A 21,918-nucleotide genomic window follows, 5' to 3' on the forward strand; every position below is an offset into this window, starting at 1 on the left:
GGCTTGCCCAGGAGCATACCATGGTTATTGTGTGCAATACATGGCATGATGAGCCGTGTAAACCAGTGCCAACCTATAAAACATGGGGCTTGTCCGCAGGTTATGGAATTTTGCAGATACCATGGGTTAAATTTAAAACGAGGCTAAACAGCAGATGTGGTTTAAACGGATTGTGAGCAGCAACTACACGGGATTGTGCAACCGGCTAGAAGGTCTGGTGCTCTGTTTTGCCTATCAAGAGCAGTTTGGTCATACCGTCTGCGTGGATTGGCCCGAGTTGGATCTGCTCCACATTAAAGGGGCCAAACGGTGGCACTATAACCCCATTGATAAATGGATGGGGGTTAAGCTGCGTGATCCCTCGCCCGCGGCGTTTCACCAGTTGGGTAAACAGCGTGTCTTAATTCAACGGGGTACGGTTGGCGGCGATGCTGAGATTTTAGACCGGCTGTTTATGCCCACCATGGGGCGTATTGGTCTGGCCGCTGCCGGACGGGCGCAACTACGGGCCCTGTTTGAGCAGGCCAAAGAGGCCTTGGTGGTTGGTGTACACATCCGTCGGGGGGATTTTCAAGCGGGGGATCCCAGCCGTTATGACATTCATGCTGCGCGCCATCCACAGGTACCTTTGTGGTGGTACCAATATGCCATGGACCAAGTACAAAAACGCTATGGCCACGTGGTTTTCTACCTGAGCCACAACAACCTTAGCGCAACCGAGGAACACCAACTCCGCACCCAGTTTAATCTGCTGCCCTCCCTGGCCAGCGGCAGGTTTAATCCAGGAGGTGGCCATCTCTCGGCCACCAATCCGGTGTTGGATCTGTTTGCCCTGGCGTGCAGCCCGGTGGTGATCACCACCCCCATGTCCACCTTCTCCCACTATGGGGCCAATGTGTTGGGACCCGCCTCTGTGGCGCTCTTACCGCTGCCGGTCATGGAACAACACAACCCCGGCCTAAGTATGAGTCAACTCTATGGGCAACGCTCCCCTGCGTGGTTCTCTTGCCTGCACGAAAACAAGGCGTTGCAACCGGTGCCGCGCATCGAGGCACTACCCGAACGGACGGAGAAAAATTTTCTCTCTTGGCTCGATAACACGGCCCCCTGAGCGATCAACCTGCTTGTACGGTAGCAATGGGTAGAGCCTTTTCCCCTGAACCCCCACACACGCTTCCCTTGGCGGATAACCACCCTAAGGGGTGGCTGCAAGCCTCACTGCGGGGGTGTGGTCGCTTTAAAAATTGCCCATAAAGGTGGTTGTACCCTCACGATTTTTAATGGCTTGAGATCGAGCCTTTTTCTGTTTTTCCCACTCGGCCTCGGGGGTGGCATCAAAATCAATCCGGTAACGCACCGCCTCCATGGGTGGATCCATAAAGATCGCTTGGAACTTGACCGGTTGCTTGGGGTTCATCTTATTGAAGCGTGTTTCAATGTCCCCCTGTTTGGTAATAATCCGCGCCATATTGTTTGGGTTTAAATTCATCGCCCGTTCGGGAATAATCCGCTCTGGGATCACGCTTACCGAGTTGAGATTGCGGTTGTTTTCATCCAACAAGGTTACGCGGGCCATCATAGGGCGACGGGCTGAACGGCGATTCATCTGGTTGGTCATGCTGCCTTCAACAATCAGCAGCACACCATGGTCAGATTCCCGCCATTTTACCTCGACACCATCTAGGGTGAAGTCATCCACACGGTTGGTGGCCCCACCACGGCTGAGATAATCTTTGCCAAACCAAGCACCGATGACCGCCAACAGCATCATGGCCGCCACCCCCCAACCTAGCAACCCTCCAAGCCCCCCCTTTTCCTTGGCTGGAGTCGCCGTGTTGGCCCACTCCAGATCCTCATCCTCATCATCGGGGCTGCTGCTTAGATCAAAGGGCTCCTCTTCTTGTTGGCCATAATCCAGCTCAATGATCTCCTCCTTGGGCTGCGGAATATCCGGCTCAGGAAAATCCAGCTCCTCAATGGTCTCATCGGAGTCGGGCACCGCCAAAATGGTCTCATCTTCTGGTTCGAGCAGCTCATCATCCGGCGACCACGATTCGGCCTCACCCAGATCCCCTAGGCTTAGATCATTGGATTCTGGCAGATCTAGGTTGATCTCATCCTGATCATCGGAGGCCAGCGCAGAGAGCTCATCCATACCATCTGCCGGAACCAAACGCTCCTGCATTACCGGGGATGGCGCTAGGGCGGCAAGATCATCATCCAGCATCAGCTCCCCACCGGGCTCATTCACCAGTTCCGTCAAGTCATCCAGATCATTGGGCAGGTCATCGCCCAGGGGCGCAAAAGCCTCGACAGATTCATCTTCAAAGGCGACTTCGTGATCGCTCTCCACCGCATCGACCAGCCCCTCCAGATCCATGGCGGGGGGATCAGCCAACACCGTCACATCATCGTCATCATCCAGATCCAACGCATCATCGGCCAGCGCGGAGAGGTCGTCCTCTTCGGTTAACAGGTCTGCAAAAGCGGCCTGCTCTTCACCCTCCAGAGTCAGCTCAGCACCCCCCTCTTCAACCACCTCGGCTTCCACATCTTCTAACTGTAATTCAGACTCCAACAGATCCGGCTCCGCCATGGCCGAAGGATTAAACGCCTCATCCGCTGTGCGTTCGGCATTTTCCATCACCTCGGCCAGATCCAATTCATCTTCTTCTACCAGGGACGCAGGCTCTACCATGGTGGCGGCATTAAAATCGTCTACATCCAAGAGCTTATCCTGCTCCTCTTGTAGAGCCGATTCGCTCAAGAAATCACCATCATCCGCAAAGTCAGCGGCGGGAACCTGCTCATCCACATCAAGAGCAAAGGCATCTTCGGCTTCGGGCTCTTCTTCGGCTTCGGGCTCTTCTTCGGCTTCGGGCTCTTCCTCAGCTTCGGGCTCTTCCTCAGCTTCGGGCTCTTCCTCAGCTTCGGGCTCTTCTTCGGCTTCGGGCTCTTCTTCGGCTTCGGGCTCTTCCTCAGCTTCGGGCTCTTCTTCGGCCTCAAGCTCTTCCTCGGCTTCGGGCTCTTCCTCAGCTTCTTCTTCTAGCTCAAGTTCTTCCTCAACTTCGGGCGCAGCTTCTTCCTCGGCTTCGGACTCTTCCTCAGCTTCAGGCTCTTCCTCAACTTCGGGCGCAGCTTCTTCCTCGGCTTCTTCTTCTAGCTCAAGTTCTTCCTCAACTTCGGGCGCTTCCTCAGCTTCTTCTTCTAGCTCAAGTTCTTCCTCGACTTCAGGCTCTTCCTCGACTTCAGGCTCTTCCTCGACTTCAGGCTCTTCCTCGACTTCAGGCTCTTCCTCGACTTCAGGCTCTTCCTCGACTTCAGGCTCTTCCTCGACTTCAGGCTCTTCCTCAACTTCGGGCTCTTCCTCAACTTCGGGCTCTTCCTCAGCCTCAAGCTCTTCCTCGATTTCGGGCACTTCCTCAGCTTCTGATTCTTCCTCAGCCTCAAGCTCTTCCTCGATTTCGGGCGCTTCCTCAGCTTCGGGCTCTTCCTCAGCCTCAAGCTCTTCCTCAGCCTCAAGCTCTTCCTCAGCCTCAAGCTCTTCCTCAGCCTCAAGCTCTTCCTCAGCCTCAAGCTCTTCCTCAGCCTCAAGCTCTTCCTCAGCCTCAAGCTCTTCCTCAGCCTCAAGCTCTTCCTCAGCCTCAAGCTCTTCCTCAGCCTCAAGCTCTTCCTCAGCCTCAAGCTCTTCCTCAGCCTCAAGCTCTTCCTCAGCCTCAAGCTCTTCCTCAGCCTCAAGCTCTTCCTCAGCCTCAAGCTCTTCCTCGATTTCGGGCGCTTCCTCGGCTTCAGGCGCTTCCTCAGCTTCTTCTTCTAGCTCAAGTTCTTCCTCGACTTCAGGCTCTTCCTCAACTTCGGGCGCAGCTTCTTCCTCGGCTTCGGGCGCAGCTTCTTCCTCGGCTTCGGGCGCAGCTTCTTCCTCGGCTTCGGGCGCAGCTTCTTCCTCGGCTTCGGGCGCAGCTTCTTCCTCGGCTTCAGACTCTTCCTCGGCTTCAGACTCTTCCTCGGCTTCTTCTTCTAGCTCAAGTTCTTCCTCGACTTCAGGCTCTTCCTCAACTTCGGGCGCAGCTTCTTCCTCGGCTTCGGGCGCAGCTTCTTCCTCGGCTTCGGGCTCTTCCTCAGCTTCTTCTTCTAGCTCAAGTTCTTCCTCAACTTCGGGCGCTTCCTCAACTTCGGACTCTTCCTCCGCTTCGGGCTCTTCCTCCGCTTCGGACTCTTCCTCCGCTTCGGACTCTTCCTCGGCTTCGGGCTCTTCCTCCGCTTCGGGCTCTTCCTCAGCCTCAAGCTCTTCCTCAGCCTCAGGCTCTTCCTCGGCTTCGGGCTCTTCCTCGGCTTCGGGCTCTTCCTCGGCTTCGGGCTCTTCCTCAGCCTCAAGCTCTTCCTCAGCCTCAAGCTCTTCCTCAGCTTCGGAAGCTGCTTCAGGCTCCGTGGGCAACGCGGTCGCGGCTTGGATCATCTGGTCAACATCCACCTCCTCCAAGCTGGGCTCAATGACCGCATCCTCATCAACCTGCGTATCCTCGTCAAAACTGGGCTCCTGACGCTTATCTCGGGTGGCTTCCAGCGCCATGTCCAGCGTGGCTTGAGCCGTCAGTTTTTCGATCTCATCCAGATCCACCTCTTCTAAGGGTGACTCCTCAAAGGCAAACTCAGCATAGTCACGGGACTCTGTGTCGTTATCTTGCGCTGTGCTTTCATCCTCAAGCCCAGGCTGCTCTGACGCAGGGGGCTGCGCTGACTTTGGCTCAGGAGGTGCTTGGAAAAAAATATGATGGCACTGAGAGCACTTTAATTTGCGCCCTTTGGACCCCAATAACTGAGGATCAACGTCAAAACGTGCATCACAATTTTCACAGGTTACGATCACGATGTTCTCCGGTTCCGTCCTCAACTGGCGCTGAAACAGCCCTACGAAGCAGCAATATCTCAACCAATTCAATATCCTATGCGAGATACCCGCCACATTACCCACAGGGAACCCGCAACAAAATAAAAAGCAATTATTGTTCCATTGTTACCAACCACGCAACCGTGCTCTAGGGGTTGCGGTGCCGCGTTCCAACCCATGGCTTTATATCAGCGCCCGTTGAGTCCTGACCCTTGGAACGTTACCATGGTTCCGGGTGTGCAAAAAAGAGCCTTATCTCCCTGCTGTATCATTTTGCATGTCAATATATTTCATTATGTTGTGTAAATTTTTTGACTGTTCCTAGCGTCTGTTAATGGTGTGATGGCGTTTTAACCGCGCCATCCGATTTTCCGCCCCAGGGTTACATGGATGGGACCATGGTACGTTTTCATAATGTCAGCCTACGTTACGCAACCGGGTTTGAAGCGCTGCACAACATCAGCTTTCATATCAAACCCGGTCAGTTTATCTTTCTAACCGGTCACTCCGGTGCAGGAAAAACCTCCATCCTGAAACTGATCTATCAGGCAGAAACCCCCTCAGAGGGGGCCATTCTACTTAATAATCGCAATATCGAACACCTGCCCCATAAGCAATTGCCCGCGCTACGGCGGGGCATTGGCGTCATTTTTCAGGATTATAAACTGCTCTACGACCGAACCGTTTATGAAAACGTGGCCTTGGCCATGGAGGTCGCGGGGCAACCCACCGACAAAATTGAAATTCAGGTCGAACGCACCCTGGAGTATGTGGGACTTAAAGAACGCATGTTCCACAACCCCATCGCCCTCTCGGGTGGCGAACAACAACGGGTCGCCATCGCCCGGGCCATCGTTAACCGACCCCCTCTGGTCATTGCCGATGAACCCACCGGCAACCTGGATAAAGCCATGGGCCAACGTATCATGGGGCTGTTTCAATCCCTTCATCAGCAAGGTACCACCATTATTGTGGTCACCCATGATGTGGAGATGGCCCAACAGATGGGGCACCCCATCATCATTATGGAAGATGGACAAATCCTCACCACGCTGGAGGGACGCCCATGAACCGCCCTACCCGCTCGGTCAGCCGCAGTCGCCCCCAACGTCGCATGCGCAAAACCGCGCCTATGACCCCCACCATACCCCAACCCACTAAGCCACCTAAGCTCAGTGGGGGGTTCCATCATCGGGCCATACGTCAAGCCATTGGTCAGTTCCGCAGTGGCTCTATGGCCCACTGGACCACCATTGTGGTCATTGCCCTCTCTTTGACCATTTATGGTGCCTTTGCCCTGCTGGTTACCAATGCCAATATGGTGCTGGAACAGTGGCGTGGGGATAACATGATCGCTCTCTTTTTAAGTGTACACGCCAACCAAAATCAAATGGATAACGTCTATCAGCAGTTGGCCCAATATCCTGGCGTGATCGAACTGAACGCTGTCTCCCCCAGCACCGCCCTAACCCGTATGAAGGCGCTGTTGGGTACCGAAGCGGGCCTGCTCAACGGGCTGGATGAAAATCCCCTGCCCTACTCCCTTGAGTTTAAACTGGCCCCCGGTCATGAACATAAAACCAAAGAGCTGGCGCAACAGGCTACCGGGTGGGATGGCGTCGATGCCGTTACCTATAACCGCCAGTGGGTAGAGCGGCTTGATCTGGTTGTGCGTTCCGTACGCATGGGGGGCAATGTATTGTCGTTTTTACTTCTGACGGCGGTTGCCTTTATTATCTCCAACACCCTTAAACTAACCATTGTGGCCCGTAAAGATGAGATTGAGGTAATGCGCTTTATCGGCGCAACCGACGGCTTTATTAAGGCACCCTTTGTCTACGAGGGCATTATTCAGGGTATTCTGGGTGCTGTTGGGGCGCTGCTGCTGTTGGTTTTGTTTCATCAACTCGCGGCACATGCGATCCACGATCTGGGCAGCAGTTTTGGATTTACCCTCATCTTGGTTCCACTCCCCCTTTCCCAATCGGCCTTGATTCTGGCCATTGGTATTATGTTGGGTTTAATTGGAGCCATTCTATCGACCATGCGTTTCCTCAGCGAGCGTTAGAAATGGCCTCCTGGTGGGATTTCGCTGGCTTGCGACAACCCCCTACAGCTTTGTGGCGCACAAATGTAGGTTCGCCAAACCTTTCAAAAGGTTACGCTAACTTATGCTGTTTTGCTGCGGTGGGCACTTTACAAAAGATCCATTTTTGACCACCCTATGGGCTGCAAAATTTCAACTTTTCTGTCAGGGAGATCCCCATGTCCATTCCGCAGGAACTATACTATACCAAAGACCATGAGTGGCTACGTAAAGAAGGGGATGAGGTGGTGATCGGCATTACCCGCTTTGCCGCCGATCAATTGGGCGATGTGGTGTTTGTGGAGCTCCCCCAGGTAGAAGATACCCTGCAAATGGGGGGTACCTTCGGTGTGGTTGAATCGGTTAAAGCCGCATCGGACCTCTTTTCACCCATCACCGGGCAGGTGATCGCAACCAATCCAGACCTCGCAGAAGCCCCAGAGTTGGTTAACGAAGATCCCTATGGTAAAGGGTGGATGTTACGCTTGAAACCCGAAGATCCTGCACAAATGGATGCATTGCTTACCGCCCAAGCGTATACCGCTTGGCTTGAAACCTGCTCAAGTTTCGCAGTTCGTTTCGGCCAGAATTTGACGTTGTGAACCAAGGGGATCGAGCATCAATGCCTTGCTGAGCCAAGCCTCGACCTCCTGTTCAAAGAGTTCAATTACCTCGTTTTTTTGGTGATTTTCAAGAATGGATGTTCGGCCAAGGGCATCATTGAAGATGGCGCGGAAGGTATGCCAGAGCTTTCGGGCATAGGTCAAAGCGGCCAGATTGTGGGCGAGTTGATCCCGCTGGCTGCCTTTGATCGCCACCATGCTGGAGAGAACAGCATGGCGCATGGCAGCTAGGTGTAGGCAGGCGATGACTGCTTCGAAGGATCGGACGGATTCATTAAGGAAACCAAGGTGCTGTTTGGATTCCTTGTAGAAAACTTCGATTCCCCAGCGGTTGGCGTAGTGCTCGATCATATTTGACAGCCCCATTGACCGGTCTGTGGTCAGAAAGACGGCCCACTCCTTCGAGCCGGTTTTCGGATCGATCAGCCGGACGAAGAACAGACGTATAAGGCCGATTTCGGGGTGCTCTGCATCTAGGAAGGTTCCTTTGAAGCGCTTGGACCCCTTAGCTTTCCTGATCTTGCCCTTGGCAAACCGGGTGTAAAGTTCGGCACTGGTCAGTCTCTCGCCCTGGAATAGGAACTTGGTGTTGTTGCGCTTCCATCGGATCAGGGGGACCACGCCCAGATCCAGGATTTTCTTGACGAACTTAACCGATGAGTACCAAGCATCGGCGAGAAAATACTGGGCCGGAATCCCAGCTTGAATGGCTCTGGCAACCATGTCGACAGTCTGATCAAGCTTAGACATCTTGGCCGCCTCACGGTAACGCCGTCCAAGATGTGAGCGACAATCGAACCGGTAACTGAGGATGTGGAGCAGATTGCTGATCAGAGGCCGCTTTGAAAAACGCAAAGCGGCATCCAGTGGCAAGGTTCCCTGCTTGTTAACCCAGACCAAGTGGGCTGCTTCAAAACCTGCAACTGAGCGGCCGGTATTGTGGTCATGATGCCAGCAAACACCTTCAATACGATCACCACGCTTCTCTTTGACGGTGGTATCGGCAACAAGGTAGCCGGGGCCGAGATCCAGCGTTCGCCACTGGGGTAGTAACTTTTTGATTAGCGCCCAATGCGCATTCCGCCATGGAAATTGGCGTTGGAGCAACCGGTAGAAGGTATCCTTGCCTACCGCGAAGACCGACAGAAAGTGGTCGCGGCAAAAAAGGTGAATGGATGGCACCTTCAACAGAGGATGCAGGATCAGTAACATGATCAGCGTCGGAAGATCCTTCCCCGTTCGTTTGCTCCATCCGCGCCGATTGAATATCGCCTGGAAGCCAATTTCCTGGAGAAAATCGACGATAGCGTTATCTACGCCGAATACTCCAAAGGATTGGGTTTTGATCTCGTCAATCATGGGGGTAGGCACAGTAGCCTGTTCCCTGTTATGCTGATTCATGAAGCTGGCCTCGTCCCTGAGCTATCTGACTGATTCGACACCAGAATTATAGCATACACGAGGCAGCTTTGCCCTTGACTTGGTTGGCAAATATCAGTCCAATTGATCGGTCAACGAACTGCGAAACTTGAGAAACCTGTTAAAGGCGTGGTATTGACAACCCTGCCTTGGAGATAGCCTGTTTTAAAAAAACCCCGCTAAAGCGGGGTTTTTTAATGAAATCTCCACAACTATGTATTTCATTATAGTATTGTGCTTATTATGATCTCAAGTTTCGCAGTTCGTTTCGGCCAGAATTTGACGTTGTGAACCAAGGGGATCGAGCATCAATGCCTTGCTGAGCCAAGCCTCGACCTCCTGTTCAAAGAGTTCAATTACCTCGTTTTTTTGGTGATTTTCAAGAATGGATGTTCGGCCAAGGGCATCATTGAAGATGGCGCGGAAGGTATGCCAGAGCTTTCGGGCATAGGTCAAAGCGGCCAGATTGTGGGCGAGTTGATCCCGCTGGCTGCCTTTGATCGCCACCATGCTGGAGAGAACAGCATGGCGCATGGCAGCTAGGTGTAGGCAGGCGATGACTGCTTCGAAGGATCGGACGGATTCATTAAGGAAACCAAGGTGCTGTTTGGATTCCTTGTAGAAAACTTCGATTCCCCAGCGGTTGGCGTAGTGCTCGATCATATTTGACAGCCCCATTGACCGGTCTGTGGTCAGAAAGACGGCCCACTCCTTCGAGCCGGTTTTCGGATCGATCAGCCGGACGAAGAACAGACGTATAAGGCCGATTTCGGGGTGCTCTGCATCTAGGAAGGTTCCTTTGAAGCGCTTGGACCCCTTAGCTTTCCTGATCTTGCCCTTGGCAAACCGGGTGTAAAGTTCGGCACTGGTCAGTCTCTCGCCCTGGAATAGGAACTTGGTGTTGTTGCGCTTCCATCGGATCAGGGGGACCACGCCCAGATCCAGGATTTTCTTGACGAACTTAACCGATGAGTACCAAGCATCGGCGAGAAAATACTGGGCCGGAATCCCAGCTTGAATGGCTCTGGCAACCATGTCGACAGTCTGATCAAGCTTAGACATCTTGGCCGCCTCACGGTAACGCCGTCCAAGATGTGAGCGACAATCGAACCGGTAACTGAGGATGTGGAGCAGATTGCTGATCAGAGGCCGCTTTGAAAAACGCAAAGCGGCATCCAGTGGCAAGGTTCCCTGCTTGTTAACCCAGACCAAGTGGGCTGCTTCAAAACCTGCAACTGAGCGGCCGGTATTGTGGTCATGATGCCAGCAAACACCTTCAATACGATCACCACGCTTCTCTTTGACGGTGGTATCGGCAACAAGGTAGCCGGGGCCGAGATCCAGCGTTCGCCACTGGGGTAGTAACTTTTTGATTAGCGCCCAATGCGCATTCCGCCATGGAAATTGGCGTTGGAGCAACCGGTAGAAGGTATCCTTGCCTACCGCGAAGACCGACAGAAAGTGGTCGCGGCAAAAAAGGTGAATGGATGGCACCTTCAACAGAGGATGCAGGATCAGTAACATGATCAGCGTCGGAAGATCCTTCCCCGTTCGTTTGCTCCATCCGCGCCGATTGAATATCGCCTGGAAGCCAATTTCCTGGAGAAAATCGACGATAGCGTTATCTACGCCGAATACTCCAAAGGATTGGGTTTTGATCTCGTCAATCATGGGGGTAGGCACAGTAGCCTGTTCCCTGTTATGCTGATTCATGAAGCTGGCCTCGTCCCTGAGCTATCTGACTGATTCGACACCAGAATTATAGCATACACGAGGCAGCTTTGCCCTTGACTTGGTTGGCAAATATCAGTCCAATTGATCGGTCAACGAACTGCGAAACTTGAGTTATGATATATCCTACTGAAAATATTCAGTCTATTGTAAATTTATATCTCCCTATGCCATCTTCGTCCGTCCCTGCATACCTATAACATTCGTACAAATTCGGTTATTTATCGTTTTTATATTGGTAAAACGTAAAGGCTTGTTATAGGATTTAATGCGTTCTCCTTGTCGCAATACGATTCAATGCATCGTTTGGTTGGGACAAGGAGGCTCACTTTTTTCACATGCTGTACCCTAATAGCCGTACCTTCAATAAACCTGTATGTACGCCTATGACGGTTGCATGAGTTGTTGCTCTGTCAATCTTTGGTTAAACCCTAAAAGCCTGTTAATGGTTGGGTCTACGTTCCTAACACGCCCTGCTATTGGCTGTTTTCTTTTTACCGTTAAATTAAGATTTTGCCCATTGTAGGAGTGTTTAAACATGTCATCGGATATGGTTCAAAAAACCGCTCAAATTGTTGAAGCCTTTGTGCGCAACAATTCCATTACAGCCCGTGAAATACCCCAATTTATCAAAGAAGTTCACGCATCTCTGACGGGGCTCAGCCAGCCAGCCGACCCCCCCTTGGCAGCCCCTTCTGTGGTGGCCCCTAAGGTGGAATTAGCCCCTGTGCTGGTTGCTAACGAAGTGGGACAACCCAGCGGCAAACCTACCCCTGCGGTGGCCATTGCCGATAGTATTTCCGATGCCTTTGTAACCTGTCTGATTTGCGGCAAACCCTGCAAAACCTTAAAAGGGCACCTTACCCGCTCCCACCACTTGGAGCTGGATGAGTACCGTGCCATGTTTGATCTACCCACCAGCTACCCAGTGGTCTCCCCCGACTACTCGGCCAAGCGTCGCAAGCTGGCCATTGATTCTGGACTGGGGGATAAACTGCACAAGGCTCGCAAAAAATAGAATCCCATCCGGTTGCTTAACTATAGCGTCCCATGAAAAACGCCCACATAGATGATGTGGGCGTTTTTCATGGGCATATCTCTTATAACCACACGCTAGCTATAGTGGATAATAAGCTCATATTTGGGTTTATTCACCGCAGCAGATCCCGCAGGTGGTCGAGGCTGATCACTGCGGCTGGCACGGGGGCGAATTTTTTTGGGTTCCTCCACCACAGGGGTGGGGGGGGGTGGCGGCGTTGCTTGACTTTGTTGTTGTTTTTTAATCAAAAGTGGAATAATGGCCTGATGCCATTTTTTTCTTAGCTCCGTGTCGGAGCGGCCCGTAATCCGCAATTTGGGAAAATGGGCACAGGTTGATACCCAAAGCGCGTTTTGTTCGTCCCGTCGTGCCTCGATCTCCAGTTTCACGCGACCGTTTCCTTACCTCTAGGGGCCTAGACTCTGTTGACAATGTATGCAGGCTGCACCTGAACCCATGGACCACGACCAGAAGGTGTCGACCCTTTGGATTTAGCCGTTCTTATTCAAGGGGGAGAACACCACCCCCGCTACCATAGCAAATGAAATGGGGTGGGAGCCATGAAATTGGTTTATTGATGCCAAGAAGATGGCAAAATCTCCGTTTTTTACCTTAGTATGGAGCGGCCACCTATAAGCCTACCAGCGTGTCACATGGCCGCACGGTTACACCTGACCTACTATATTTGAAGATAGGGTTAACACTTATGCATTGGCGTCTGCAACAGCTTTGGAAGCGCATTCGTCGCAAGCTGCATTGGCCATCGGCCTTGACCCATGCCCAGCAGCCTATGATAACCCCAACCTATGAGCACTCCGGGCAGGTTACCCATCCGGATGTCCTAGATTTTGGCCAGCCCTGGCAGGGCTACCGATTTTGGATGGTGACTACCCCCTACCCTTTTTTGGATGAGAGCGTGGAAAATCCCTCTATCCTGGTCAGCCATGATGGAGAGAACTGGCAACCCCCCGAGGGTCTGCGAAACCCGCTGGTAGAGCGTCCAACGAGTGGTTTTCACGCCGATCCAGATATGTTTTTTAACCCGCAACAGCAGCAGTTGTGGCTCTATTTTTTACACACCCAACGTCACCAGCAGCAGGACCTGCTGCGCATGTGCAGTGCCGATGGCCGACACTGGAGCCCCCCAGTGCGCATTTTAAGCTTGCCCTATCAAACCATTCGCTCCCCTGGCCTGCTTTGGTATCGGGGCGAGATCCTTATGCTGTCGGTTAATATGAGCGGTGGCCGCATCTTAGAGCTACGCCGCAGTCACAACGGTGTGCAGTGGTCCCAGCCACAGCCGGTGGCCCTTACCCTGCCGGGTTATACCCCCTCTCATCTGGATCTGCTGTATGATGCACCTAGTGCACTTTTTTTTATGCTTATCCAGGCTGATCCCCTAGGGGGAGGTCCCAACCGCCTATTTCTACTAAGTAGCAAGGATCCTTTGGTGTGGCGCTGTGGGCGGCGTCCGCTGCTCTCACCACTGGATGCACCGAGTTGGGCGGCTCAAACCCTCTATCGTTCCAGTTTTAGCATGCATCCCGACGAACACACGGTGGAGTTGTGGTATGCCGGGCGCAGTATGGAACATGCCAACCATATTGCACACCTTACGATCGCGCGGCGCCGCTGGTTTAAATTGGCCAATGGCCCGTGGTTTGCCTAAAAGGAATTTCTGATGCTGCGTCCTCTCCTCTTACTCTGCTGGTTGTTGCTGCTCCCCTTACCCTGTTTGGCCCAGGATGCCCCTGTCACCACCTTGGCCCAGGATAGTTTGTTAAAACTCAATGAGATTCACCAGGACCTTATGCAGCGCCAACAGATGTTGGCTGCTCTTGAAGAGGCCCTTAAACAGGCGAAAACCGACAAGCGCAAAGAGCTTTTAAAAGCCCAATTGGATGAGAGCCAAAAGCAGCTCGTCGAGCAAGAACGCGCCTTTGAAATGATTATGACCGGTGGCGAAACCTTAATTCGGCCAGAGGATGAGGCCGAAAAAAAGAAGTTTGATTGGCAAAATGAGCTGCTGGAGATTGTACAACCCATCATGAGTGAACTGCGCAAGCTCACCGAACAGCAACGCAAACGAGATAACCTAAACAAACGCATCGAGTTTCATGAAAGTCGATTGGCGACCATCAATGGCGCATTAGAGCATCTGCAAAAGGCCAGCACCCAGGGTTTGAGCGAAGGCGCATTGGCCCGTTTTAAAGAGATTCAGCGCGGCTGGCAGAACCAACGCGCCACCCATCAACATCTGTTAGGGGTTAATCGTCTACAGTTGGTAAATCTGGAACAGGATGCCGCCAAAAAGGAGAAGAGTGTCCGTGAAAAACTGCATGAATTTCTATTTGGTCGGGGCCTAACCCTGATTTTAGCGCTGGGGGCCGCCCTGGCTGTCTATCTTATTATGGGGCTCATGCGCGCTACCCTGCAACGCGCCCTGGGGGGACGCAATGCCCAGCGCCGTAAAATCCAACGGGTTATGGCACTAAGTTATCAAAGTATTGCGGCCTTGTTCGCCCTGATTGCGCTCTTTTATGTCTTTAATATGCGTGGCGATCGTGCCCTGCAAGCGGTGGCGATTCTGATTGTCGCGGCGATGGTTTGGTTACTGCGCACCTCTGTCCCCGGTTATGTGCGCGAGGTGCGCCTGCTGCTCAACCTCGGCGAGGTGCGAGAGGGTGAGCGTATTCACTATAAAAATCTGCCTTGGGCGGTGGTTAGCCTCAACTTGCACACCACCCTACGTAACCCCTGTGTGCAAGGTGAGTTGCTGCATGTACCCCTGTCGGTGCTGTTAGAGCTACGTTCTCGCCCATTTACGGCGGATGAAGCGTGGTTTCCCTGTGCCATGCAGGAGTATATTTTGCTGCCCGATGGCCAGCCTGCCCAGGTGATGCAGATCACCGATGAGCAGGTGCGCATTCGTTTGGAGGGGGGTGCCATCAAAACCTACGACGTGCCCAGTTTTTTAGCCACCCAGCCGGTTAATCTCTCCCATGGTTTTGCGGTGGAGACACATTTTGGTGTCGATTATCACCACCTCAACCACGCCCTTACCCAGATCCCTCAACAACTGGAGCAGGGTATTAAGGCGGGCTTACTGCAACGCTATGGTGAGGGCTTGCTGGCATTGACGGTGCAGTTTGAGCGGGCGGCGGACTCCTCTTTGGATTATCGCATCTTGGCTCAATTTACCGGATCGGTGGCCGCGCGCTACACCGAAACCTCGCGGGATCTACAGGGGTTGGCGGTGGAGTGCGCCATCACCCACGGTTGGCAGATCCCCTACCGCCAATTGGTGATCCATCAACTCTAGCCCGATCGTTCATGAATCCCAGACGCTCTGGCTTGATCTTTGAATTTTAAGCCCCGCTTGCCGGGCTCTCTTTTTTCATCACCACCCACATCTCTTTATGGTAGAGATGGGGTATCTCTGGACTGTGGCGAAACAGATAATTCCGCGCCTGACGTCGCAACCAACCGCGCCAACCATAACCCTCTTCAGGGGTCATGCGGGGAAAGTCGATCTGCACCATCTGCATACCGTGCTGCTGGGCCTTTTGTTCGAGTAACTGCTGGGCATCGTGCAGGGAGAAAAACCATTTGTGGCGGTCGTGTTGATTTTTGGAAAGGGCGTAATATTTCATGGTGATCGGGCGTCCACTACAGAGCGCGTGATAAAAATCCCCCACGGGGTTGGGCAGAGAGAGAATCACATATGCCCGGCTTACCCGGCACATCTCATCCAGCATGGCGTGGGGGCTTTCCAGATGCTCCAACACATCGGTGCAGACCACACAGGCAAAGCTGTTATCGGCAAACGGCACCTGCCCATGGTCCAGATTGGCCACCACATCGGGATTACCATGTTCCGTATCCAGATCCACCCCAACATAGTGGGCCGTAGCGGGCACATGGTGGCGCAGGTGGCATTGCCACGCCCCTAGATCCAACACCGACTCCTGCAAGAGGGGGGTATATTTACGCCAGATATACTCAGCCCGGCTCACCCGATCATGGAAGGTGAAGTTGGTATGGTAAGTGGGCGTAGTGTGGGGCATGAGGTCATCCTGGATTGGGTCAACAACAAGCTTGCGGGTAAAGCAAGCGGTAAAAGGCCACACAGGTATAGAGGAAGCAGGCCGGTGGTCTTGGCCCATCATCCCTGTTTCATACCCCTAAGGCAACGCATTCACGCTGTAAAAAGGGCTTTAAATAACGACCGGTCCAGGAGACCTCGCAGGCCGCCACCTGTTCGGGTTGGCCCTCGATTAAAATCTGTCCTCCATGGCTGCCCCCTTCGGGACCGAGATCAATGATCCAATCTGCCGTCTTGATGACGTCCAAATTATGCTCAATAACCACCACCGTGTTGCCCGCCTCCACCAGACGTTGCAGCACCTCGACCAGCTTGCGAATATCATCAAAGTGCAGGCCGGTGGTGGGTTCATCCAAGATATAGAGGGTTTTGCCGGTTGAACGCTTGGAAAGCTCCCGAGCAATCTTGACCCGCTGCGCCTCTCCCCCCGAAAGGGTGGTGGCCGACTGGCCCAACCGCATATAGCTTAACCCCACATCCATTAAGGTTTGCAAGCGACCGCGCAGGGCGTGGTGGGCGTGGAAAAACGCTAAAGCCTCCTCAATGGTCATGTTCAAAATTTCGGCGATGTTTTTGCCTTTATAGTGGACCTCTAAACTCTCCCGGTTATAGCGGGCACCGTGGCAGACATCGCATTGAACAAAAATATCGGGGAGAAAGTGCATCTCAATCTTGACCAGACCATCCCCGGCGCAGGCCTCACAGCGTCCCCCTTTGACATTAAAGCTGAAGCGTCCCGATTTATAGCCCCTAGCACGGGCCTCTTCGGTAGCGGCCATCAGTTCGCGGATGGGGGTAAATAGCCCGGTGTAGGTGGCGGGGTTGGAGCGCGGGGTGCGGCCAATGGGGCTTTGATCCATGTGGATCACCTTATCCAACTGCGATAACCCTTCAATGGTGGTAAACTGACCGCTGGTCACCCGTGCATTGTGCAGACGCTGCGCCAGGGCGGGATAGAGGGTATCCAACACCAAGGAGGATTTACCCGAACCGGAGACCCCCGTAATACAAGTAAGCAGCCCCACCGGAATATGGGTGGTGACACACTGTAGATTGTGGGTCGAGACCTCTTTGAGGGTAATCAACCGCTTAGGGTCAACCGGGCGCCGTTGTTGGGGCACAGGAATGGTTTGCTGACCATTGAGATAGTGCCCGGTCAGGGAGTCGGGATGGGCCATAATCTCTGCCGGTGTGCCTGCGGCCACCACCTGCCCCCCATGTTCTCCGGCACCGGGGCCCATATCCACCACATAGTCGGCGGTACGAATGGCATCTTCATCATGCTCCACCACCACCACCGTGTTGCCCAGATCCCGCAAGCGCACCAGGGTATCGAGCAGCCGTTGGTTATCCCGCTGATGCAGGCCGATGGAGGGTTCATCCAGGATATAGAGCACCCCGACCAAGCCGGAACCAATCTGATTGGCTAAGCGAATGCGTTGGCTCTCCCCCCCGGAGAGGGTACCCGCTGTGCGGTCCAGAGTGAGGTAGTCGAGCCCCACGGCGATCAGAAAATTGAGCCGGTCGGTTACCTCTTTTAGGATGCGCTCTGCAATGGCGTGTTCCCGGGGGGTTAATTGCAGATCTTCGATAGCGCGTTGCGCTTCGCGCAGGGGCAGTGCGGTAAACTCCGCCAGATTACGGGACCCCACTTTGACATGCAGGGCCTCTTTACGCAGCCGCTTACCCTGACAGGCGGTACAGGGTGTGGCATTGCGGTATTGGCGATATTGTTCCCGTTGCTCTTCGGATTGGGTCTCCAGATAGCGCCGCTCCATGGTATGGATCACCCCTTCCCAGGGGCGGTGTACGGTGCGGGCGCGGCGAAATCCTTTCCAGCGAAACTTGACCTTCTCATCTCCTGAGCCGAACAGCACAATCTCTCGAAAGGGCTCGGGCAGCGCTTGCCAGGGCAGGTTTACATTGATCTCAAAGTGCTCTGCCAAGGTATAGAGGGACTCTTGCGCCATGCGTTGGGTCGGTTTAGCCCAGGGGGCAATGGCCCCTTCACGCAGGGAGAGGCTGGGGTTGGGCACAATCAGCTCTGGATCAAAAAACTCCTGGGTACCGAGCCCGTCACAGCTGGGACAGGCCCCAAAGGGGTTGTTGAACGAAAAGAGGCGTGGTTCAATCTCTGGATAGGAGATGTTGCAGTGAATGCAGGCATTTTTTTCGGAAAAGAGCCACTCCTGCGGGGTATCTTCCACGGTCTGCACCCGCGCGATGCCCTCACTTAACCGTAGGGCGGTCTCCAGCGAGTCGGCCATACGGGTTTGAATGTCTGGTTTAACAACCAAGCGATCCACCAGGATCTCAATGGAGTGTTTAACCTTTTTATTGAGGGTGGGGGTTTCGCCAAGGTCATAGGTTTCGCCGTCAATGACCACTCGGGTGAACCCCTGTTTTTGCAGCTCCAGTAGCTCTTTTTTGTACTCACCTTTGCGCCCTTGCACGATGGGCGCGAGCAGCAGCAGGCGGGTACGTTCTGGCAGTTCCATCACCGCATCCACCATCTGGCTGATGGTTTGGCTTTCGATGGGGCGACCACAGCCATAGCAGTAGGGGCGTCCAACCCGGGCATAGAGTAGGCGTAGATAGTCGTAGATCTCGGTGACGGTGCCCACCGTGGAGCGGGGATTTTTTGAGGTGGATTTTTGCTCAATGGAGATACTGGGGGCGAGCCCTTCGATGGCATCCACATCGGGTTTATTCTGTAGGCTGAGGAACTGTCGGGCGTAGGCAGAAAGGGACTCGACATAACGCCGCTGGCCTTCAGCGGAGAGGGTATCAAAGGCCAGTGAGGATTTGCCCGAGCCGGAAACGCCGGTGATCACGGTTAGGGCGTTGCGGGGGATCTCTACATGAATATTTTTCAGGTTGTGTTCCCGGGCACCACGGATAATGATCTTCTTTTCTTCCGACATTGTTTTAACGATTCCTTAACGCCACACCCATCCTCTATTCAGGAGAGATCATGGCCCACTATATGGCTGAATTGATTTTAACCGGTCGCCCGGTTTTAGTGATTGGCGGAGGTCAAGTCGCGCAGCGCAAATTACGCGGCCTTATGCCAAGCGGCGCTTGCATCACCGTTGTGGCCCCCCACTTGAGTGATGAGATTGCCCAGCTTGTTACCACCGGCCAACTGGAACATTGGGCTGAACCTTTTACCCCCACGCAGTTAGAGCCCCATTGGAGCCTGATCTTTGCCGCCACTGGCGATGGTGCGCTTAATCGACAAATCGCACTATTGTGCGCCGAGAAGGGTTATTTTTGCAACTCTGCCGATGGACCGGAGGTGAGTGGTTTTATTGTTCCGGCGGTGGTCCGTCGTGGGGATGTGACGGTGGCGGTGAGCACAGGGGGGTTGAGTCCCTCGTTATCGCGCCTGCTCAAAGAGCGCATTGAGGCTTGGTTAGAGCCAGGCTGGGGAGAGTTGGCGCAACTGTTTGGGGCTATGCGTCAAACCGTGTTGGCGCGCATACCCCATGCGGCGACGCGCTATCGCTTTTGGCGGCACATCGCGTTAGCGGCCCAGCAGGAGCAGCGTTTTAACCAGCAGACCGACAGCCGAGCTTGGTTTGAGAACAAGCTTGATCGGCATGATTACTAGGGTATTGACCCGTATGGCACACCCCTTATGATGGCCGTTTAAACAGGGCCACCACTTCCACATGGCTGGTCATGGGGAACATATCCAGGGGTTTAACCTGTTCCATGGTATAGCCGCCTGCGCAGAGAATGGCGGCATCGCGGGCAAAGGTGGCGGGGTCGCAGGAGACCCAGACGATGGTGGCTGGCCCCCCTGCGTCTTTGATCTGTTTGGCTAGGTTGACGGCCCCATCACGTGGTGGATCCACCACCATGGCATCCACTTGGTTTAGGGGGAGTGTTTTTAGCGCGGTTTCGCTAAACAGATCCATGGTTTTAAAGGTGACGGAGGGGTGTAGGGTGGTATTACTACGCCCTCGTTTGACGGCGGGTTCGTAGCTCTCATAGCCGGTTACACGGGTAAATTGACGAGCCAGGGGCAGGGTAAAATTACCGAGGCCAGAAAACAGGTCCAGCACCCGTTGCCCTTGGCCAATCCAGGCGAGCACTTGCTCGACCAGTTGGCGGTTTTGTTCAAAGTGGGCTTGGGTAAAGTCGCCGGGCATAAATTTTAGCTGGCTTTTGCCGTCGGGGCTGTAGCGGAGGGGCTCTTGTGAGATAAAGGGGGTAAGGTCCTCTTTACGGCCAGATTGGATCCACAATTGATCAATTTTATGGGTATGGGCAAAAGTGGTTAGAATCTCTTTATCTTTTGCGGAGAGTTTGCGCAGCAGGTGCAGGATCATACCCACCCCTTCATCCCCGCAGCTTAGATCCACTTGGGGGAGCCGCTCGCGTACGCTCAATTCGGACACCAGGGTACGGATGGGATGGATGAGGGCATCCAATTTAGGGTGGAGGATGGGGCAGTTGGGCAGGTCGACGATGCGTTTGCTTGCGGTTTGGTAAAAGCCGACCACGGCATGGTCTCTGACCCAGTATATTTTCAGGCCGCAGCGGCGGCGGTAGCCTGTTTCGGGTTGGGCGGATTGCAGGGGTTGCATGGGTGGGTTTTCAAATTTGCCGATGTGTTGTAGGGCTTCTTTGACCACGGCGGCTTTGAAGGTGTTGCGGGTGGTTTGGTTAACATGTTGCAGTTGGCAGCCGCCGCATTGGTGGTAGACGGGGCAGATGGGTTCGCAGCGGTTGGGGCTGGCTTGAATAATTTTTATCAGCTCGGCGTGGGCGTGTCGTTTGCGTTTGGTTTTTATTTCGATTTCCACCAGATCACCGGGGGCGGTATTGGGCACGAAGATGGCCATACCGTCATGGAAGCCGAGGCCGGATCCACCAGAGGCGAGTTTATCAATGGTTATTTGCATGGTGGTTTAGCCGATCTTGTTGTGGGTTGGGTGGTGGGTTGAGCGTGGGGTTTTGGCTATTATCCCCGTTGCTGAACTTAACTGGCGTGCTTTTTATTCTTAAAAAAAGACCAGAGGGGAGAGAAACAGACTCTCCTTTCCTGGGCGTTTTTTTTTGTAATCTTTTGATTTTTATACTTCGGGTCTTGCACCTAATGGTAAGGCTTCTATTATCAAAAAAAGGTTAGAGGGGGGTCTGGGGGGAGAAGTTCTCTGTCTCTCCCCAGGGTTTTGCTTTTGATCTTTTGACTTTTTTGCTTTTAGGCTCGCCCTTCGCTAGGGGAGCTTACAGGCCGTTTTTTTGGCCTGTAAGCGACCAGCGAGCCAGCCTTTTAATCCCCTCTGGGGGGTCCCTTGAGGCTTTTTTCAAGGGATCGCCCAGAGGGGATGCCCAATGCCCCAGCGGGGGTTAGGTCTGGGCTGTGGTTGGGGAATGTATCGGTTTTACTCCCCCAGCGGCTGTGTGCCCTGGTTTACACCCCAGCCACTCTGTGCCCAACCGCCCCGCCACGCTGGCACGTGACTTCGCTACCCTATGCCCCGTACCGCTCCCCTACAAAACCCCTGCTCTCTTATAAAAATCCCTGCACCCTTGCTCCATCGGTACGGGGCTTTACAAAAGATTAAAAAAGTCAAAAGATCTCAGGGCTTCGCCCCGAACCCCACTGGGCGCCGCCCAGACCCGGCAGGGCCGCCGCCCTGCACCCGCTGGGCGGGCAAGCAGAGCTTCCCCCCAGACCCCCCAATCCCTTTTAATAATGGCACGCCCTGGGCATAAAGGCATCCAAGATCACTCGAATATGCCCTCTACCACATTGGCCCATGAGCGGCTTCCCCCCCAGCGCCCGTGTGCCCAACCGCCCGCCACGCTGGCGCGTGACATCGCTACCCTACGCCCCGTACCGCTCCCCTACAAAACCCCTGCTCTCTTATAAAAATCCCTGCACCCTTGCTCCATCGGTACGGGGCTTTACAAAAGATTAAAAAAGTCAAAAGATCTCAGGGCTTCGCCCCGAACCCCACTGGGCGCCGCCCAGACCCGGCAGGGCGCCGCCCTGCACCCGCTGGGCGGGCA

Annotated in this window: 15 protein-coding genes; 8 read left to right on the top strand and 7 right to left on the bottom strand. The window is 53.9% G+C overall.

All coding sequences use genetic code 11. From position 1 onward, the window contains the following. Positions 1 to 154: 154 nt before the first annotated feature. Complete coding sequence (locus MMC1_RS18495) at positions 155 to 1,111, top strand: O-fucosyltransferase family protein (protein WP_011715145.1); 957 nt, start codon at positions 155 to 157, stop codon at positions 1,109 to 1,111. 126 nt (positions 1,112 to 1,237) lie between these two features. Here the strand turns inward: MMC1_RS18495 and MMC1_RS20740 are convergent, their stop codons facing one another. Continuing rightward, complete coding sequence (locus MMC1_RS20740) at positions 1,238 to 4,867, bottom strand: zinc-ribbon domain-containing protein (protein ID WP_049757760.1); 3,630 nt, start codon at positions 4,865 to 4,867, stop codon at positions 1,238 to 1,240. A 419-nt stretch (positions 4,868 to 5,286) separates the two neighbouring features. Here MMC1_RS20740 and ftsE point away from each other — a divergent pair, with 419 nt between their 5' ends. The 3 genes from ftsE to gcvH all read left to right on the top strand — a co-directional run bounded on the left by ftsE (position 5,287) and on the right by gcvH (position 7,576). Continuing rightward, a complete protein-coding gene (gene ftsE, locus MMC1_RS18510) occupies positions 5,287 to 5,958 on the top strand; it encodes a cell division ATP-binding protein FtsE (protein ID WP_041641457.1) in 672 nt (223 codons plus the stop codon). Next, positions 5,955 to 6,956, top strand: a complete 1,002-nt coding sequence (gene ftsX, locus MMC1_RS18515; protein WP_011715148.1) for a permease-like cell division protein FtsX — start codon at positions 5,955 to 5,957, stop codon at positions 6,954 to 6,956. Before ftsE ends, ftsX begins: the two co-directional genes overlap by 4 nt. A 197-nt stretch (positions 6,957 to 7,153) precedes the next feature. Beyond that, positions 7,154 to 7,576, top strand: coding sequence for a glycine cleavage system protein GcvH (gene gcvH / locus MMC1_RS18520; RefSeq protein ID WP_011715149.1), 423 nt, complete (start codon positions 7,154 to 7,156; stop codon positions 7,574 to 7,576). Here gcvH and MMC1_RS18525 read toward each other — a convergent pair. Continuing rightward, positions 7,535 to 8,998 (bottom strand): IS4-like element ISMasp2 family transposase, encoded by a 1,464-nt coding sequence (locus tag MMC1_RS18525; protein WP_011711719.1) that lies wholly within the window; start codon positions 8,996 to 8,998, stop codon positions 7,535 to 7,537. The genes gcvH and MMC1_RS18525 overlap by 42 nt on opposite strands. Before the next feature lie 267 nt (positions 8,999 to 9,265). Further along, positions 9,266 to 10,729, bottom strand: coding sequence for an IS4-like element ISMasp2 family transposase (locus tag MMC1_RS18530; protein ID WP_011711719.1), 1,464 nt, complete (start codon positions 10,727 to 10,729; stop codon positions 9,266 to 9,268). A 556-nt stretch (positions 10,730 to 11,285) separates the two neighbouring features. Here MMC1_RS18530 and MMC1_RS18535 point away from each other — a divergent pair. Beyond that, on the top strand, positions 11,286 to 11,765 hold the full coding sequence (locus MMC1_RS18535; protein WP_011715150.1) for a Ros/MucR family transcriptional regulator: 480 nt from the start codon (positions 11,286 to 11,288) through the stop codon (positions 11,763 to 11,765). A gap of 95 nt (positions 11,766 to 11,860) precedes the next feature. On the opposite strand, the gene MMC1_RS18540 is transcribed toward MMC1_RS18535, so the two are convergent. Further along, the gene (locus MMC1_RS18540; RefSeq protein ID WP_011715151.1) at positions 11,861 to 12,175 is read right to left on the bottom strand and encodes a hypothetical protein; all 315 of its coding nucleotides are present in this window, start codon (positions 12,173 to 12,175) and stop codon (positions 11,861 to 11,863) included. A gap of 317 nt (positions 12,176 to 12,492) precedes the next feature. On the opposite strand from MMC1_RS18540, the gene MMC1_RS18545 reads away from it, so the two are divergent. Both MMC1_RS18545 and MMC1_RS18550 read left to right on the top strand, forming a co-directional pair. Then, on the top strand, positions 12,493 to 13,455 hold the full coding sequence (locus MMC1_RS18545; RefSeq protein WP_011715152.1) for a hypothetical protein: 963 nt from the start codon (positions 12,493 to 12,495) through the stop codon (positions 13,453 to 13,455). 12 nt (positions 13,456 to 13,467) lie between these two features. Further along, positions 13,468 to 15,108, top strand: coding sequence for a hypothetical protein (locus MMC1_RS18550; protein WP_011715153.1), 1,641 nt, complete (start codon positions 13,468 to 13,470; stop codon positions 15,106 to 15,108). A gap of 46 nt (positions 15,109 to 15,154) precedes the next feature. Here the strand turns inward: MMC1_RS18550 and MMC1_RS18555 are convergent, their stop codons facing one another. Both MMC1_RS18555 and uvrA read right to left on the bottom strand, forming a co-directional pair. After that, the gene (locus MMC1_RS18555; protein WP_160162738.1) at positions 15,155 to 15,853 is read right to left on the bottom strand and encodes a class I SAM-dependent methyltransferase; all 699 of its coding nucleotides are present in this window, start codon (positions 15,851 to 15,853) and stop codon (positions 15,155 to 15,157) included. A 109-nt stretch (positions 15,854 to 15,962) separates the two neighbouring features. Next, on the bottom strand, positions 15,963 to 18,815 hold the full coding sequence (gene uvrA / locus MMC1_RS18560; RefSeq protein WP_011715155.1) for an excinuclease ABC subunit UvrA: 2,853 nt from the start codon (positions 18,813 to 18,815) through the stop codon (positions 15,963 to 15,965). Between the two features lie 50 nt (positions 18,816 to 18,865). Here uvrA and MMC1_RS18565 point away from each other — a divergent pair, with 50 nt between their 5' ends. Further along, positions 18,866 to 19,504, top strand: coding sequence for a precorrin-2 dehydrogenase/sirohydrochlorin ferrochelatase family protein (locus tag MMC1_RS18565; protein WP_011715156.1), 639 nt, complete (start codon positions 18,866 to 18,868; stop codon positions 19,502 to 19,504). A 25-nt stretch (positions 19,505 to 19,529) separates the two neighbouring features. On the opposite strand, the gene rlmD is transcribed toward MMC1_RS18565, so the two are convergent. Next, positions 19,530 to 20,804, bottom strand: a complete 1,275-nt coding sequence (gene rlmD, locus MMC1_RS20745; RefSeq protein WP_011715157.1) for a 23S rRNA (uracil(1939)-C(5))-methyltransferase RlmD — start codon at positions 20,802 to 20,804, stop codon at positions 19,530 to 19,532. Positions 20,805 to 21,918: the final 1,114 nt, after the last annotated feature.

Source organism: Magnetococcus marinus MC-1 (assembly GCF_000014865.1).
GTDB lineage: Bacteria > Pseudomonadota > Magnetococcia > Magnetococcales > Magnetococcaceae > Magnetococcus > Magnetococcus marinus.

What these genes read in the sequence shown, in the direction of transcription:
- MMC1_RS18495 (WP_011715145.1), top strand. Translation starts at nt 155, where the DNA reads ATGTGGTTTAAACGGATTGTGAGCAGCAACTACACGGGATTGTGCAAC.
- ftsE (WP_041641457.1), top strand. Translation starts at nt 5,287, where the DNA reads ATGGTACGTTTTCATAATGTCAGCCTACGTTACGCAACCGGGTTTGAA.
- ftsX (WP_011715148.1), top strand. Translation starts at nt 5,955, where the DNA reads ATGAACCGCCCTACCCGCTCGGTCAGCCGCAGTCGCCCCCAACGTCGC.
- gcvH (WP_011715149.1), top strand. Translation starts at nt 7,154, where the DNA reads ATGTCCATTCCGCAGGAACTATACTATACCAAAGACCATGAGTGGCTA.
- MMC1_RS18525 (WP_011711719.1), bottom strand. Translation starts at nt 8,998, where the DNA reads ATGAATCAGCATAACAGGGAACAGGCTACTGTGCCTACCCCCATGATT.
- MMC1_RS18530 (WP_011711719.1), bottom strand. Translation starts at nt 10,729, where the DNA reads ATGAATCAGCATAACAGGGAACAGGCTACTGTGCCTACCCCCATGATT.
- MMC1_RS18535 (WP_011715150.1), top strand. Translation starts at nt 11,286, where the DNA reads ATGTCATCGGATATGGTTCAAAAAACCGCTCAAATTGTTGAAGCCTTT.
- MMC1_RS18545 (WP_011715152.1), top strand. Translation starts at nt 12,493, where the DNA reads ATGCATTGGCGTCTGCAACAGCTTTGGAAGCGCATTCGTCGCAAGCTG.
- MMC1_RS18550 (WP_011715153.1), top strand. Translation starts at nt 13,468, where the DNA reads ATGCTGCGTCCTCTCCTCTTACTCTGCTGGTTGTTGCTGCTCCCCTTA.
- MMC1_RS18555 (WP_160162738.1), bottom strand. Translation starts at nt 15,853, where the DNA reads ATGCCCCACACTACGCCCACTTACCATACCAACTTCACCTTCCATGAT.
- uvrA (WP_011715155.1), bottom strand. Translation starts at nt 18,815, where the DNA reads ATGTCGGAAGAAAAGAAGATCATTATCCGTGGTGCCCGGGAACACAAC.
- MMC1_RS18565 (WP_011715156.1), top strand. Translation starts at nt 18,866, where the DNA reads ATGGCCCACTATATGGCTGAATTGATTTTAACCGGTCGCCCGGTTTTA.
- rlmD (WP_011715157.1), bottom strand. Translation starts at nt 20,804, where the DNA reads ATGCAAATAACCATTGATAAACTCGCCTCTGGTGGATCCGGCCTCGGC.